Below are 14992 nucleotides of genomic sequence, written 5' to 3' on the forward strand. Positions count from 1 at the left end.
GTATGACACTTTGTTCGACCTTGGGGCGGTGCTTAACTGAACCTCTGCTGGCCGACCAAGGAGCCCTGTCATGAACCTGCACCAGTTCGCCGAGACCCACGAGGTCACCAATCAGCCACCGTCCCTGGATGGCGCCAACCTCTATCGCATCGACCTGCCGCTGCAACAGTGGTCGCAGCGTTTTGGTGCGGGTTGGGCGCAAGGGCGGATCGATGCGTATGGCGCACTGGCCGGCGGGCCGCTGATGGAAGCGGGGTTTCTGGCGAACCAGAACAAGCCGGTGTTTTCCAGCCACGACCGCTACGGCCATCGCATCGATCTGGTGGAATTCCATCCCGCTTACCACCAGTTGATGCGCACCGCCGTCGAGCATGGCTTGCCCAGCCTGCCATGGGCCCAGCCGCAACCCGGCGCCCACGTCGCCCGAGCCTCGATGACTTATCTGCACAGCCAGGCTGAAGCCGGCACCGGTTGTCCGCTGACCATGACCTTCGCCAGCGTCCCGGCGTTGCGTTTGCAACCGGACCTGGCCGAGCTCTGGGTGCCCAAAGCGCTCGCCACCGAGTACGACCCGCGAAACGTCGGCATGGCCCACAAGGCCGGGGTGACCCTCGGCATGGCGATGACTGAAAAGCAGGGCGGCACCGACGTGCGGGCCAACACCACCAAAGCTTATCCGGTGGGCGCCAGCGGTCCGGGCCAGGCCTATGAGCTGGTGGGCCACAAGTGGTTCTGCTCGGCGCCGATGTGCGATGCCTTCCTGACCCTGGCCCAGACCGACAAGGGCCTGAGCTGTTTCCTGCTGCCGCGCCATCGCCCGGACGACACCCGTAATCAGTTCTATATCCAGCGGCTGAAGAACAAGCTGGGCAACTGTTCCAACGCCTCCAGCGAAGTTGAATTCCGTGGGGCGCTGGCCTGGATGGTCGGTGAAGAAGGGCGAGGCGTGCCGACCATCATCGAGATGGTCGCCATGACCCGCTTCGATTGCATGGTCGGTTCCAGTGCTCTGATGCGCCAGGCCCTGACCCAGGCCAGCCATCACTGCGCGCATCGCCAGGTCGGTGGCAAGTTGTTGAGCGAGCAGCCACTGATGCAAAACGTATTGGCTGACCTGGCGCTGGAAAGTGAAGCCGCCCTCGCCCTGAGCCTGCGCATGGGCCGGGCGCTGGACCACTTGAGTGACGAACACGAGGCCAAGTTCGCGCGGCTGGTGACTGCGGTGGGCAAATACTGGATCTGCAAACGCGCCCCCGCGATGATCAACGAAGCCGCCGAATGCATGGGCGGCGCGGGTTATGTCGAAGACAGCATCCTGCCGCGCCTCTATCGTGAAGCACCAGTGAACTCGACCTGGGAAGGCTCCGGCAATGTGCAGTGCCTGGATGTGTTGCGGGCGCTGTCCAAGGAACCGGGCGTGCTTGAAGTGCTGTTCACCGAGCTGGGTGACGGCCACGGCGACAAACGCCTGGCTGCCCACATCGATCGGTTGCAGGCGGCGTTCAAGGATACCGCTGACATCCAGTACCGCGCCCGGCAATTGACTGAAGAGATCGCCATCGGCCTGCAAGCCAAGCTGCTGCTGGAAGCGGGCAACAGCGACGTCAGCGACGCCTTCATCGCCAGCCGCCTGGGTTCGGCTGGCCGGGCATACGGCGCCTTACCCCGAGGCCTGAATGTCGAGGCCATCGTGGCACGCTCCACGCCCCAAGGTTTCTAAACGCCGAACCTGTGGGAGCGAGCTTGCTCGCGAAGGCGTAGGCACATCCAACATCTCTGGTGACTGATACACCGCTATCGCGAGCAGGCTCGCTCCCACAGGGGATCTGCGGTGAATGAAGAATCTGCGGCTGGCGGCGATCAAGGGTGGGAGCGAGCCTGCTCGCGATGGCGGCGGCACATCCAACATCTCTGGTGACTGATACAGCGCTATCGCGAGCAAGCTCGCTCCCACAGGGGATCTGCGGTGAATGAAGAACCTGCGGCTGGTGGTGATCAAGGGTGGGAGCGAGCCTGCTCGCGATGGCGTCGGCACATCCAACATCTTTGCTGACTGATACACCGCTATCGCGAGCAAGCTCGCTCCCACAGGGGATCGGCGGTGAATGAAGAATCTGCGGCTGGCGGCGATCAAGGGTGGGAGCGAGCCTGCTCGCGAAGGCGTAGGCACATCCAACATCTCTGGTGACTGATACACCGCTATCGCGAGCAGGCTCGCTCCCACAGGGATCTGCGGTGAATGAAGAACCTGCGGCTGGCGGCGATCAAGGGTGGGAGCGAGCCTGCTCGCGAAGGCGTAGGCACATTTAACATCTCTGGTGACTGATACACCGCTATCGCGAGCAGGCTCGCTCCCACAGGGGATCTGCGGTGAATGAAGAACCTGCGGCTGGCGGCGATCAAGGGTGGGAGCGAGCCTGCTCGCGATGGCGGCGGCACATCCAACATCTCTGGTGACTGACACAGCGCTATCGCGAGCAAGCCCGCTCCCACAGGGAAGCTGCGGTGAATGAAGAATCTGCGGCTGGTGGTGATCAAGGGTGGGAGCGAGCCTGCTCGCGATGGCGTAGGCACATCCAACATCTTTGCTGACTGACACAGCGCTATCGCGAGCAGGCTGAACTGGTCAAGTAATTCTGGACACCAGTTAAGGTTTCACGCCGCCAGTTTCTCCATGGCTACCGGCGACCGGTAGTCGTTGTAGCTATGGAGCCTGACGTTGTTGTATCGCATCACATAACGTTGCACATCCACGCGGGCTTCATGCTCCGAGCTGTAGCCATCGTCTGGCACCCACTCTGATTTCAGGCTCCCAAAGAAACGCTCCATCGGGGCGTTGTCCCAGCACTCACCTTTACGACTCATGCTGTGCAGGAGTCCATGCTTGCGCATCTCATTCCTGAATTTGTGGCTGGTGTATTGGCAACCTTGGTCAGAATGAAACAGCACCTCTTTTGGACAGCCTCGCAATTGAACCGCCATTCGCAACGCTTCGCAGGTCAGCGTGGCATCGGAAATCATTGAAAACGACCACCCCACGATCCGGCGAGCAAACAAATCCAACACTGCCGCGAAATACATCCAGCGCTTACCCACCTTGATGTACGTCACATCTCCACACCACACCTGGTTGATCGCCGTGACATCAAACTTGCGCTTGAGCACATGCGGCGCTACCAGCGCTTCCACGCCGGAAGATTTGTACTTGTGCCGCCGCCGCTGATGACTGGCAACACCGGCTTCGCGCATCAAACTGCGAGCCAGATGTCGCCCGACACGATGCCCCTTTGCTTGCAGTTCCTTGGAAAGGGTGCGAGACCCGGCGGATGCTCTGGATTCCTTGTGATGCTCGACCAGCACGGCTTTGAGTTTCTCCCGCTCAGGCTTCACCTTGCCTTGGCGCTGACGCCAGGCGTAAAAGCTGCTGCGGTTGACCCCAAACGCCCGACAGCAATTGTTAACGCCGTACTGCTCGTCCAGCTCGTTGATCAACGAGAATGATCTTTGGAGTCCAAAAGCAGGAGAGCACTGGCCTTTTTTAGGATTTCAATGTCCAGGTCTTTTTGCCTGAGCAACGCTTTGAGCTGCTGAATCTCTCGCTGATCGGCGGTAATCGCCTTAGCCCCCTCGGGGGTCGAACCCAAGCGCTCTTTGCGAACCTGGTCGACCCAACGGCGCAAGGCGGTAGGGCCAATATCCAGGCTGGCACAGACTTCGGGAACGGACTGGCCCTCGTCCAGCACCATGCTGGCAGCCTTGAGCTTGAACTCACTGGAATAAGATTTGCGCATATCCAAACACCTCAGATTTGGGCGCCATCATAGCGCCCGATTGAAGTGTCCAAAATCATTAGGCCAGTTCAGGCTCGCTCCCACAGGGGATCTGCGGTGAATGAAGAATCTGCGGCTGGCGGCGATCAAGGGTGGGAGCGAGCCTGCTCGCGATGGCGGCGGCACATTCAACATCTCTGGAGACTGACACAGCGCTATCGCGAGCAAGCTCGCTCCCACAGGGGATCTGCGGTGAATGAAGAATCTGCGGCTGGTGGCGATCAAGGGTGGGAGCGAGCCTGCTCGCGATGGCGGCGGCACATTCAACATCTCTGGTGACTGATACAGCGCTATCGCGAGCAAGCTCGCTCCCACAGGGGATCTGCGGTGAATGAAGAATCTGCGACTGGCGGTGATCAAGGGTGGGAGCGAGCCTGCTCGCGAAGGCGTCGGCACATTCAACATCTTTGCTGACTGATACACCGCTATCGCGAGCAGGCTCGCTCCCACATGGGGATTTGTGGTGGATGATTGATCGCGCCCAATACGCCACTGTTCCCGTCGGCCGACGATGCAGGCAAGATGAAGGCCTGCAAGTCAGAACACAGGAAGCTGATCGTGACCGAAGCGTTTATTGTCGTTCAAACCGCCGAACAAGCCGTGGATCGTCTGGCGGCCCTGCACGAGCGTGCGACCACTGCGCTGAACCAGGCGCTCAAGCGGTACCTCAAGGATCGTATCGAGCCGGATGCCGAACAGCGGGCGTTGTTTCGCTATCCCGCCCTGCGCCTGACCTATCACTGCCATGGCGAAGTCCCGCAAACCACCCGCGCCTACGCCAAGGTCCAGTTGCCGGGCACTTACAGTGTCACCGTCACCCACCCGGCTGCGTTCCGTAAATACCTGCTGGAGCAGTTGGTCCCGCTGATGCACGACTTTACCGTCACCGTCGAAGTGGGTGTCAGCGAGCAGAACATCCCCTATCCCTACGTGGTGGAGCAGGGTGATGAACTGGCCGGCTCCGGTGTGACTGCCGCGGTGCTGGCGCGAGTGTTCCCCAGTACCGACCTGTCGGCCGCCACCGATGGCATTGCCGACGGCCTCTACGACTGGGAAAACACCGACCCGCTGCCGCTGGCGTTGTTTGATGCGGCGCGGGTGGACTTTTCCCTGCGTCGGCTGGTGCATTACACCGGCAGCGACTGGCGCCATGTGCAGCCGTGGATCCTGCTGACCAACTATCACCGTTATGTGGATCAGTTCATTGTCCATGGCCTGGAGCAACTGCGCAGTGACCCGCGTTTTGTGCGCATGGTCCTGCCGGGCAACGTGATCATCGAAAAGAGCATGGACCACGGTGAAGCCTCGGCGATCGCCGCGGGCGTGGTCTGGCACCGCTACCAGATGCCGGCCTATCACCTGCAGGCCAGCGACGGCCACGGCGTGACGCTGGTGAACATCGGCGTCGGGCCGTCCAACGCCAAGAACATCACCGACCACCTCGCCGTGCTGCGCCCCCACTGTTGGCTGATGATCGGTCACTGCGGTGGGTTGCGGCAGTCCCAGACCATCGGCGACTACGTGCTGGCCCACGCTTACATGCGTCGCGACGGCATCCTCGACCGGGTCGTGCCGCCGAATATTCCGATCCCGGCCCTGGCTGAAGTGCAGATGGCCTTGCAGCAAGCGGCGGCCAATGTCACCGGTGAAAAGGGCGACGAGCTGAAGAAACGCCTGCGCACCGGCACTGTGCTGACCTACGACGACCGCAACTGGGAATTGCGCTGGGCCCAGGAGCGTCCGTTGATCAACCTGTCCCGCGCCGTGGCGGTGGACATGGAAAGCGGCACCATCGCCGCTCAGGGATACCGCTTGCGGGTGCCGTACGGCACGTTGCTTTGTGTCTCGGACAAACCGCTGCACAGCGAGATCAAATTGCCGGGTTCGGCCAACGCGTTTTACGAACGGGCGGTCAACCAGCACCTGAAGATCGGCATCGCGGCGCTGGACCTGTTGCGCAACGAACTCAACTCGCTGCACTCGCGCAAGTTGCGCAGCTTCGACGAGCCGCCGTTCCGCTGATGAACTGATCCCGGTTGAAGGGGCAGTGGTTATTTAACGGTCGGGCCACTAGCATGGTCGGCCCAGACCGTTAGATGTTGTGTTTGCCATGCCTCGTCCGCCACGTCCCGCTTCCCGCCGCCCTGGCGCGAAACCTCCCGCATCCGCCCCGCGCCGTGTGGCCAAGGCCCCGCCGGCCGAGCCGAGGCTGATCCTGTTCAACAAACCCTTCGATGTGCTGACGCAGTTCAGTGACGATCAAGGGCGGGCGACGCTCAAGGACTTTATCGACGTGCCCGGCATTTATCCCGCCGGGAGGCTGGATCGCGACAGCGAAGGGTTGCTGCTGCTCACCAACGACGGGCAGTTGCAGGCCCGCATCGCCGACCCCCGACACAAACTGGCCAAGACCTATTGGGTGCAAGTAGAAGGTGAGCCCAGTGCCGAGCAATTACAGCGACTGTGCGCTGGCGTGGAACTGAACGACGGCATGACCTTGCCCGCACAAGCGCGGCAACTGGATGAGCCGCAGCTATGGCCGCGCAACCCGCCGGTGCGCTTTCGTAAAAGCGTGCCGACCAGTTGGCTGGAACTGGTGATTCGCGAAGGGCGCAACCGTCAGGTACGGCGCATGACCGCCGCGGTGGGCTTGCCGACATTGCGTCTGGTGCGGGTCAGGATCGGTGACTGGACGCTTGAAGGGCTGGATCAGGGACAGTGGAAGGAAGTGCCGGCGCGTTTATAAGGTGCCCGTCTCGATCAGGCCGATCACCACGCTCTTGATGACGAATGCCGCCACGCCCAGTCCCAGCACAAAAAACAGGATGAACGAGCCAAAACGCCCGGCCTTGGACTTCTTCGCCAGATCCCAGACGATGAAACCCATGAAAATGATCAGGATGCTGACAAGGCCAGTCATCATCCACTCTTCGAAAACCACAGGATCCATCGAAACACTCCGGCGTGGGCGAGGTTGAAAAGGCGGGGCGAGTATACGGCATGGAAAGAGGGCGAAGGATTGGGCTGCGACGGTGTGTCGCAGCTATTCATCGCCTGGGCTGACGCAGCGGTGTTCTCTTCAGTCGTGGTGGACACCGGCCCGCTTGAGCATCTGTTTGCAGCGTTCGGACAAGTGAAACACCCGCAGGTGCTTGCCGGCCTTGCTATAGCGTTCACGCAGGGTCTTGAGCGCCGCGATGGCCGAATAGTCGACAAAGCTCAAGTGACGGCAGTCCAGGGTCACCTGGGACGGATCGTTGGCCGGGTCGAACTGGTTGAGAAACGGCGTGGTCGAGGCGAAGAACAGGGTGCCGTGCAGGCGATAGAGCTTGCTGCCGTCCGCTTCCAGATGCGTATCGGCGTACAGTTCCCGGGCCTGTTGCCAGGCAAAGTTGAGCGCCGCAATGATAATGCCGCACAGCACCGCGGTCGCCAGATCGGTGAACACCGTGATGGTCGTCACCGCGATGATCACCAACACGTCATTGACGGGCACTTTGTTGATCACCCGCAGCGAGGCCCAGGCAAAGGTCTGCTGGGACACCACGAACATCACGCCTACCAGCGCGGCCAACGGAATGCGTTCGATCAACGGCGACAGAAACAACACGAACAGCAGAACCATCACCCCGGCCACCACGCCGGATAACCGGCCGCGCCCGCCCGAACTCAGGTTGATCACGGTCTGGCCGATCATTGCGCAACCGCCCATGCCGCCGAACAGTCCGGAGGCCATGTTGGCCGCGCCCAACGCTACGCACTCGCGGTCCGGGTAGCCGCGGCTCTCGGTGATCTCGTCGGTCAGGTTCAGGGTCAGCAGGGTTTCCAGCAGGCCGACCATCGCCATCACCACCGCATAGGGCGCGATGATCCGCAAGGTATCCAGGTTCCAGGGAATGTCCGGCCAGACAAAAGCCGGCAGGCCGCCGGCGATATGCGCCATATCACCCAGGGTGCGGGTCGGCAGCCCGAAAAAGTACACCGCCAGGCCAACCCCCAGGATCGCCACCAGGGCCGGCGGAACACTGCGGGTCAGGCGCGGCAACAGGTAGACGATGGCCATGGTCAGCGCCACCAGGCCGATCATCAGGTACAACGGGCCGCCACTGAGCCAGGTCTCGCCGCTCTTGAAGTGTTCCAGTTGCGCCAGGGCGATGATGATCGCCAGGCCGTTGACGAAACCGAGCATCACCGGGTGCGGCACCATGCGCACCAGTTTGCCCAGCCGCAACAGCCCGAACGCCATCATGATCAACCCGCCCAGCAGCACAGTGGCCAGCAGGTATTGCACGCCGTGTTGCACCACCAGCGCGACAATCACCACGGCCATCGATCCCGCCGCGCCAGACACCATGCCTGGCCGCCCACCGAACAGCGCGGTCAGCGTGCAGATGATGAAAGCGCCATACAACCCCATCAACGGGTTGAGATGGGCCACCAGGGCGAACGCGATGCATTCGGGCAGCAAGGCAAAAGAAGTGGTGAGGCCGGCGAGGGCGTCGGCGCGAAGACGTGCTGGTTTCATGATTGTCCTGGCGGGGCAGCGCCTGAGAGTCGACTGCCGTGGGCGTGGTGCAAAAACAGGGTGGGGATGGTACGGAATTGAGTGCGGTGCGGCCAGTGGTTGGTCGTCGTATGGATGATTGCGGGGCGGCTTCGCAGCCCGGAAGGCGCACGCTTCCTCGCCACGGGAGACGGCCAGGGATGAAAATCCTGCGCTGAATTTACATGGCAGGTGGTGAGCGATGTCCGTCAGCGACATTTCTTGTCTGTGTACGAAAATTACTTTCAGCGCGTTTGAAGATTAATCCTCGAAATGATTTATGAGTTTCACAAACACAACGACGTGACCCCATTCGAGGAGTAACGCATGGCCCCTGCATTCGGTTATTGGCTGTTGGTCTACGCGGCCATCGCCATCATTGCGCTGATCGTTTTGATCGCCCGATATCGGCTTAATCCGTTCATTGTCATTACGCTGGTGTCCATTGGCCTGGCGCTGCTGGCCGGGATGCCGCCGTCCAGTGTGGTCGGGGCGTATGAGGCGGGCGTGGGCAAGACCCTGGGGCACATCGCGCTGGTGGTGGCCTTGGGCACGATGCTCGGCAAGATGATGGCCGAGTCCGGCGGGGCCGAGCGCATGGCGCAAACGCTGATCGAGCGCTTCGGCGAGCGCAACGCCCATTGGGCGATGGTGTGCATTGCCTTCCTGGTGGGGCTGCCGTTGTTTTTCGAAGTCGGTTTCGTGCTGCTGGTGCCCATCGCGTTCACCATTGCCCGGCGCGTGGGCGTGTCAATCCTGATGGTGGGGTTGCCGATGGTCGCCGGTCTCTCGGTGGTGCATGCCCTGGTGCCGCCGCACCCGGCGGCAATGCTGGCGGTGCAGGCGTTCCAGGCCTCGGTGGGGCAAACCTTGCTGTACGCGATCCTGATCGGTATTCCTACCGCGATCATTGCCGGCCCTGTGTATGCCAAGTTCATCGTGCCGCGCATCCAACTGCCGGACGATAACCCGCTGGAGCGCCAATTCCTCGACCGCGAGCCCCGCGCCAATCTGCCAGGTTTCGGGATAACCCTGGGGACCATCCTGCTGCCGGTGGTGCTGATGTTGATCGGCGGTTGGGCCAACCTGATCTCCGAGCCGGGCAGCGGCTTCAATCAGTTCCTGCTGTTCATCGGCAACTCGGTGATTGCCTTGCTGCTGGCGACCCTTCTCAGCTTCTGGACGCTGGGCCTGGCCCAGGGCTTCAACCGTGAGTCGATCCTCAAGTTCACCAATGAATGCCTGGCGCCAACGGCCAGTATTACGTTGCTGGTGGGCGCTGGCGGTGGTTTGAACCGGATCCTGGTGGACGCCGGAGTCACTCAACAAATCGTCGGCCTGGCCCAGGAATTTCAATTATCGCCACTGGTCATGGGCTGGCTGTTCGCCGCCCTGATGCGTGTCGCCACCGGCTCGGCCACGGTGGCGATGACCACGGCCTCCGGTATCGTCGCCCCCGTGGCGATCGGTCTGGGCTATCCCCATCCCGAGCTGCTAGTGCTGGCCACCGGCGCCGGGTCGGTGATCTTTTCCCACGTCAACGACGGCGGCTTCTGGCTGATCAAGGAATACTTCAATATGACCGTCACTCAAACTTTCAAGACCTGGACCGTACTCGAAACGCTGATCTCCCTGGTTGCGTTCGGCCTGACCCTAGGACTTGCGCGCTTGCTTTAATCGCAGCGCTCCAACACAGGTGCCGTCATGGACATCCTTTACCAGATTCGCTCCCGTCAGGATTCCTTCAGCGCCGGCGAAGGAAGAATCGCCCGGCTGATGCTCGACGACGTAGGGTTCGCCGCCTCGGCCAGCCTGGATGAACTGGCCCAGCGGGCCGAAGTGAGCAGCGCCACGCTGTCACGGTTTGCCCGTACCGTTGGCTGCCGCGACCTGCGGGACTTGCGCCTGCAACTGGCCCAGGCCAGTGGCGTCGGCAGCCGGTTTCTCGACCCCGCCGGCGCGCCCGAGCAGTCGGCGTTTTATGGGCAGATCGTCGGCGATATCGAGACGACCCTGCGTCAGCACCTGTCGGCATTCGAAGAGTCTCGGTTCAGCGACGCGGTGCGGATGCTCGGCAAGGCGCGGATGATTCACGCGTTCGGGCTCGGCGGTTGGTCGGCGTTGTGCGGCGAGGAGTTGCAGGTACGGCTGGTGCGTTTCGGCTACTCGATTGCCGCCTGCCGGGATCCGGTGATGATGCGCATCACCGCCACCTCATTGAGCCAGGAGCATTTGGTCATCGCCTGTTCACTCACCGGCATCACCCCGGAACTGCTCGGCGCGGTGGAACTGGCGCGCAGTTATGGTGCGCCCATCCTGGCCATCACCCGCGCCGACTCACCGTTGGCCCGACTGGCCGATGTAGTGTTGCCGCTGCAAGGCGCGGAAACCTCGTTCATTTATAAGCCCACGGCGGCGCGCTACGGCATGTTGCTGGCCATCGATGTGCTCGCCACCGAGCTTGCGCTGGCCCACCCCGAAGACAATCAAGAGCGTCTGCGGCGAGTCAAACTCGCCCTGGACGATTACCGCGGCGGCGACGATCACTTGCCGCTGGGAGACTGAGATGCTGTACGACACGCTTATCCGCAACGCACGGGTCATCGATGGCAGCAACACCCCCGGTTACAGCGCCGACGTGGCGATCCGTGCCGGTCGCATCGAGCGCATCGCCGAGCTGCGCGATGCCCGGGCAATCGAAGAAATAGACGCCGCCGGCCGGGTGCTGGCTCCAGGGTTCATCGATGTGCACACCCACGACGACACGGTGGTCATTCGCCAACCGCAGATGCTGCCCAAACTCAGCCAGGGCGTGACCACGGTGATTGTCGGCAATTGCGGCATCAGTGCTTCACCAGTGAGCCTGCGGGGCGAGCCGCCGGACCCGATGAATTTGCTCGGCACCGCCCAAGCGTTCGTCTATCCGCGTTTCGATGATTATCGTTCGGCGGTGGAGGCGGCCACGCCGGCGGTCAACGTGGCGGCGCTGGTGGGGCACACGGCGCTGCGCAGCAACCACATGGATGATTTGTTGCGCACCGCCAGCGTGAGAGAAATCGCCGCCATGCGTCAGCAACTGCGCGAAAGCCTGGAGGCCGGCGCACTGGGGTTATCCACAGGCCTGGCCTACGCCAACGCATTTTCGGCCTCCACCGACGAAGTCATGCAACTGACCCAAGAGCTGAGCGCATTCGGTGCGGTCTACACCACCCATCTGCGCAGCGAATTCGAACCGGTGCTTGAGGCCATGGACGAAGCGTTCCAGATCGGCCGTCACGCTCGCAGCCCGGTGATCATTTCCCACCTCAAATGTGCGGGTGCCGGGAATTGGGGGCGCAGTCCGCAGGTGCTCGCGGCGCTGGAGAATGCGGCGAAAACCCATCCGGTCGGTTGTGATTGCTATCCCTATGCGGCCAGCTCCTCGACTCTGGATCTCAAGCAGGTGACCGATGCCCATCGCATCACCATCACCTGGTCGACGCCTCATCCGCACATGGGAGGGCGCGATCTGGCTGACATCGCCGCCGAATGGAATGTGCCGCTGCTGGATGCTGCGCGGCGCCTGCAACCGGCCGGCGCGGTGTACTACGGCATGGACGAAAGCGACGTACGACGAATCCTCGCCCACCCGTTGTCCATGGTCGGCTCCGACGGTTTGCCGGAGGATCCGTTTCCGCATCCGCGCTTGTGGGGGGCTTTCCCGCGGGTGCTGGGGCATTTCAGCCGAGACATCGGGCTGTTTGCGTTGCACACCGCCGTGCACAAAATGACCGGCCTGTCGGCGGCGCGCTTCGGCCTGAAGGACCGTGGGGAAATTCGGGAAGGGCATTGGGCGGATCTGGTGTTGTTCGATCCTCATACCATCAGGGATGTCGCCGATTTCAACGAGCCGCAACGGGCCGCCGACGGTATCGATGGGGTTTGGGTCAACGGCGTCTTGAGCTACCGCGAGGGCCGGGCGAATGGGCGCAGGCACGGGCGGTTTCTGGCGCGAGAAGGGGATCTACGCCGTGGATTCAGTTCGTCACCCGGCGCTTGAGAGGTGGAAACACAATGGAATGCCCTTGTGATCTGCTTCTCAGTGGTGGCATTGCGATATTAAAGAAGCCGCTGATATAGCCGAAGCAATGAGTTCAACCCATCTAAACTGGGTCTTTTCAGCCAGGGAGCAACCCATGAGCTTCGGTAAAACCACCCCGATCCTGCGGATCTTCGATGAAACCAAGGCATTGGCGTTCTATGTCGACTTCCTGGGATTTACCGTCGACTGGCAACATCGCTTTGGTGACGATTTTCCGCTGTACCTGCAAGTCTCTCGCGACGGATGCGTGCTGCACCTGTCCGAACACCATGGCGACTGCACCCCGGGCTCGGCACTGCGCATCGAAACGGATGAACTGGAAGCTTTCCAGGCGCAACTGCTGGCCAAGCAATACCCCTTCGCCCGCCCTCAGATTCAGGCCATGCCGTGGGGTAGCCAGGACATGACGGTGGTGGATCCGTTTGGCAATCGGTTGGTGTTTACCAACGGGATTAGTGTGTAACGAGGTTGGACACATTGATGGGCGAGCGGGGGTGTTGGACTAGATCTGCCGCCACGTGACGAAAGAGCCAAGGTGATGGATCTTTTTGACTGATTGTAATGACATTGCGCAAAGCGCCCATTTCTTCCGGGAAATGGGCGCTTGTCATGATCAGACCCGGAAGTGACTCACCATCATTTGCAATTGATTACCCAAACGTGCCAGTTCAACACTGGACGCTGCGGTTTCTTCGCTGGCGGCGGCGGTCTGTTCGGACACGTCGCGTACGTTGATGATGCTGCGGCTGATCTCCTCGGCCACGGCGCTTTGCTCTTCGGCGGCGGCGGCGATCTGCTGGTTCATCGACTGGATGTTCGACACCGTGCGGGTGATGTTTTCCAGTGAGACGCCGGCCTTGCGAGTCAGGGCTACGCTGCTGTCGGTGAGGCTGCGGCTGTTGTTCATCACGGCGGCCACTTGTAGGGTGCCGTTCTGCAGACCGGCCACCAGGCCTTCGATTTCCTCGGTGGACTTTTGGGTGCGCTGGGCCAGGCCACGGACTTCGTCGGCAACCACCGCGAAGCCACGACCGGCTTCACCGGCGCGCGCCGCTTCGATTGCCGCGTTCAGGGCCAACAGGTTGGTTTGTTCGGCGACGGCCTTGATCACGTCCATGACACTGCCGATCTTGTCGCTTTCCTGTTGCAGCACGGTCATGGCGTCGGTGGAGCGCTCCACTTCACTGGCCAGGCGCTCGATCTGGGCGATGGCTTCGTTGACCACCTGGTCGCCGGCACGGGCTTCACCGTCTGCCGCGGCGGCTGCCTGGGATGCCTCTTCGGCGTTGCGGGCAACTTCCTGAACCGTGGCGGTCATCTCGTGCATGGCGGTCGCCACCTGATCGGTCTCGACTTTCTGGCTGTTGACGCCGGCGCTGGTCTGCTCGGTTATTGCGGACAATTGTTCGGCAGCACTGGCGATCTGGGCCACGCCATCACGGATGCCGCTGATCAGATCGCGCAGGGTCACGCCCATGCGTGCGATGCCCTGTTGCAGTACGCCCAGCTCATCGCGACGGGTAACGATGAGGTTGTGCGAGAGGTCGCCACTGGCGATGCGATCGACCACCGCCAGGGTTTCGCGCAGCGGTCGGGTGATCTGGCGAGTGATGATGACCGCCGCGATGATGCCTACCAGCAACGCCAACAACGTGCTGACCAATTGCAGGGTGCGGGCCTGGGCGCTTTCGGCATCGCGACGGTCGAGCTGGATCTGATACAGCTGTTCGCTCAGGGAGACGATGGTCGTGCCCTGGTCGGTCATTTCCTTGCGGGCCTGCACCGCCTCGGCAATGGCCTGGGTGAAAGCCTGGACGGAGCTGCGGTATTGAGTCAGGGCAGCTTCGAGCTGACGCAGCTCACCTTGCCGGGTGCTGGCGAAATACGCATTCAGCGGTTGGAGCGAAGCGAGGGCGGCATCCAGTTGGGCGACGGCCTTGCGTTCGTTTTCGGGGTTGCTGTTGGCGGTGTAGCCGCGCACTTCATAGCGGGCCAACATGAACGCCTGCTTGGCCTCGGTGATGGCCTGGTACTGTTCCAGGCGCTGGTCGCTCGAGAGCATTTGCTGAACGTCGGTATTGATCGTCTCGATCAGCTGGTAAGCGGTCCCGGCGTTGGCAGTCATCGCGTCGCGGGCGGTGTTGGCGCTGCGGTAGGCGTTGCGCATTTTGTTCAGGGACACCTGATAGGCGCTGATCGTCGCGCTCTGCTCCTTGAGCAGCTTGACGTTTTCCGGGCTCTTGAAGCTGCTCAGCAGCGCGTTCTGTTGTGCAACGAAACTATCGAGGGTGGTTTGCACATTCTGTGCGGCGGTCTCGTCGCCATTGGTGAGCATGTATTGCAGGCGCACGACCCGAAGCTTGGTCAAGCCGGCATTGAGCTTGGTGATGTCGCTCATCCAGTTGCTGCGGTCGATCAGCCCTCCCAGGCTGGTCCAACTGGTCAGTGCCAGGACGCAGGTCAGTACCAGCACCAGGCCAAAGCCCAGGCCCAGTTTCATGTTGACGCTAATGTTGCCAAACCAGCTATTCATCATAT

12 protein-coding genes and 1 pseudogene are annotated in these 14992 nt (G+C 61.7%); 7 read left to right on the top strand and 6 right to left on the bottom strand.

The genetic code is table 11. The annotated features are described in order from the left end of the window. Window positions 1–70 precede the first annotated feature (70 nt). Entirely contained in the window at window positions 71–1720 is a 1650-nt protein-coding gene (locus BW979_RS07285; RefSeq protein WP_076383511.1) for an acyl-CoA dehydrogenase family protein, read from the top strand. Between the two features lie 935 nt (window positions 1721–2655). Here BW979_RS07285 and BW979_RS07290 read toward each other — a convergent pair. Both BW979_RS07290 and BW979_RS27770 read right to left on the bottom strand, forming a co-directional pair. Beyond that, complete coding sequence (locus tag BW979_RS07290; protein ID WP_047230569.1) at window positions 2656–3492, bottom strand: IS3 family transposase; 837 nt, start codon at window positions 3490–3492, stop codon at window positions 2656–2658. Then, window positions 3489–3791, bottom strand: coding sequence for an IS3 family transposase (locus BW979_RS27770; RefSeq protein WP_047230570.1), 303 nt, complete (start codon window positions 3789–3791; stop codon window positions 3489–3491). Before BW979_RS27770 ends, BW979_RS07290 begins: the two co-directional genes overlap by 4 nt. A gap of 561 nt (window positions 3792–4352) precedes the next feature. On the opposite strand from BW979_RS27770, the gene amn reads away from it, so the two are divergent. Together amn and BW979_RS07305 are read left to right on the top strand one after the other, a co-directional pair. Beyond that, window positions 4353–5852, top strand: coding sequence for an AMP nucleosidase (gene amn, locus BW979_RS07300; RefSeq protein ID WP_160893475.1), 1500 nt, complete (start codon window positions 4353–4355; stop codon window positions 5850–5852). A 157-nt stretch (window positions 5853–6009) separates the two neighbouring features. Then, window positions 6010–6576, top strand: a complete 567-nt coding sequence (locus tag BW979_RS07305; protein ID WP_160893474.1) for a pseudouridine synthase — start codon at window positions 6010–6012, stop codon at window positions 6574–6576. Here the strand turns inward: BW979_RS07305 and BW979_RS07310 are convergent. Together BW979_RS07310 and BW979_RS07315 are read right to left on the bottom strand one after the other, a co-directional pair. After that, window positions 6571–6780, bottom strand: a complete 210-nt coding sequence (locus BW979_RS07310) for a DUF2788 domain-containing protein (protein WP_047230243.1) — start codon at window positions 6778–6780, stop codon at window positions 6571–6573. The genes BW979_RS07305 and BW979_RS07310 overlap by 6 nt on opposite strands. 129 nt (window positions 6781–6909) lie before the next feature. Next, the gene (locus tag BW979_RS07315) at window positions 6910–8355 is read right to left on the bottom strand and encodes a SulP family inorganic anion transporter (protein WP_076383512.1); all 1446 of its coding nucleotides are present in this window, start codon (window positions 8353–8355) and stop codon (window positions 6910–6912) included. Window positions 8356–8700: 345 nt separating this feature from the next. Here BW979_RS07315 and BW979_RS07320 point away from each other — a divergent pair, with 345 nt between their 5' ends. The 4 genes from BW979_RS07320 (at window position 8701) to BW979_RS07335 (ending at window position 12917) form a co-directional block, all read left to right on the top strand. After that, the gene (locus BW979_RS07320) at window positions 8701–10050 is read left to right on the top strand and encodes a GntT/GntP/DsdX family permease (RefSeq protein ID WP_047230241.1); all 1350 of its coding nucleotides are present in this window, start codon (window positions 8701–8703) and stop codon (window positions 10048–10050) included. Between the two features lie 27 nt (window positions 10051–10077). Continuing rightward, the gene (locus tag BW979_RS07325; protein ID WP_047230240.1) at window positions 10078–10938 is read left to right on the top strand and encodes a MurR/RpiR family transcriptional regulator; all 861 of its coding nucleotides are present in this window, start codon (window positions 10078–10080) and stop codon (window positions 10936–10938) included. 1 nt (window position 10939) lies between these two features. After that, window positions 10940–12412: an N-acyl-D-amino-acid deacylase family protein gene (locus BW979_RS07330; RefSeq protein ID WP_076383513.1), complete on the top strand. Its 1473-nt coding sequence runs from the start codon at window positions 10940–10942 to the stop codon at window positions 12410–12412. Window positions 12413–12548: 136 nt separating this feature from the next. Then, a complete protein-coding gene (locus BW979_RS07335; protein ID WP_047230238.1) occupies window positions 12549–12917 on the top strand; it encodes a glyoxalase superfamily protein in 369 nt (122 codons plus the stop codon). A gap of 150 nt (window positions 12918–13067) precedes the next feature. On the opposite strand, the gene BW979_RS28075 is transcribed toward BW979_RS07335, so the two are convergent. Both BW979_RS28075 and BW979_RS28080 read right to left on the bottom strand, forming a co-directional pair. Beyond that, the gene (locus tag BW979_RS28075; RefSeq protein WP_442962056.1) at window positions 13068–13931 is read right to left on the bottom strand and encodes a methyl-accepting chemotaxis protein; all 864 of its coding nucleotides are present in this window, start codon (window positions 13929–13931) and stop codon (window positions 13068–13070) included. Between the two features lie 42 nt (window positions 13932–13973). After that, a pseudogene (locus BW979_RS28080) lies at window positions 13974–14990 on the bottom strand (methyl-accepting chemotaxis protein); the annotation flags it as partial. Between the last annotated feature and the right edge of the window lie 2 nt (window positions 14991–14992).

This window comes from Pseudomonas sp. A214, from assembly GCF_900156295.1.
GTDB classification, from domain to species: domain Bacteria; phylum Pseudomonadota; class Gammaproteobacteria; order Pseudomonadales; family Pseudomonadaceae; genus Aquipseudomonas; species Aquipseudomonas rhizophila.

Excerpts from the sequence above, each read along its gene's own strand:
- BW979_RS07320 (WP_047230241.1), top strand. The coding sequence starts at position 8,701 with ATGGCCCCTGCATTCGGTTATTGGCTGTTGGTCTACGCGGCCATCGCC.
- BW979_RS07315 (WP_076383512.1), bottom strand. The coding sequence starts at position 8,355 with ATGAAACCAGCACGTCTTCGCGCCGACGCCCTCGCCGGCCTCACCACT.
- BW979_RS07335 (WP_047230238.1), top strand. The coding sequence starts at position 12,549 with ATGAGCTTCGGTAAAACCACCCCGATCCTGCGGATCTTCGATGAAACC.
- BW979_RS07330 (WP_076383513.1), top strand. The coding sequence starts at position 10,940 with ATGCTGTACGACACGCTTATCCGCAACGCACGGGTCATCGATGGCAGC.
- BW979_RS07325 (WP_047230240.1), top strand. The coding sequence starts at position 10,078 with ATGGACATCCTTTACCAGATTCGCTCCCGTCAGGATTCCTTCAGCGCC.
- BW979_RS28075 (WP_442962056.1), bottom strand. The coding sequence starts at position 13,931 with ATGGGCGTGACCCTGCGCGATCTGATCAGCGGCATCCGTGATGGCGTG.
- BW979_RS07285 (WP_076383511.1), top strand. The coding sequence starts at position 71 with ATGAACCTGCACCAGTTCGCCGAGACCCACGAGGTCACCAATCAGCCA.
- BW979_RS27770 (WP_047230570.1), bottom strand. The coding sequence starts at position 3,791 with ATGCGCAAATCTTATTCCAGTGAGTTCAAGCTCAAGGCTGCCAGCATG.
- BW979_RS07310 (WP_047230243.1), bottom strand. The coding sequence starts at position 6,780 with ATGGATCCTGTGGTTTTCGAAGAGTGGATGATGACTGGCCTTGTCAGC.
- amn (WP_160893475.1), top strand. The coding sequence starts at position 4,353 with ATGAAGGCCTGCAAGTCAGAACACAGGAAGCTGATCGTGACCGAAGCG.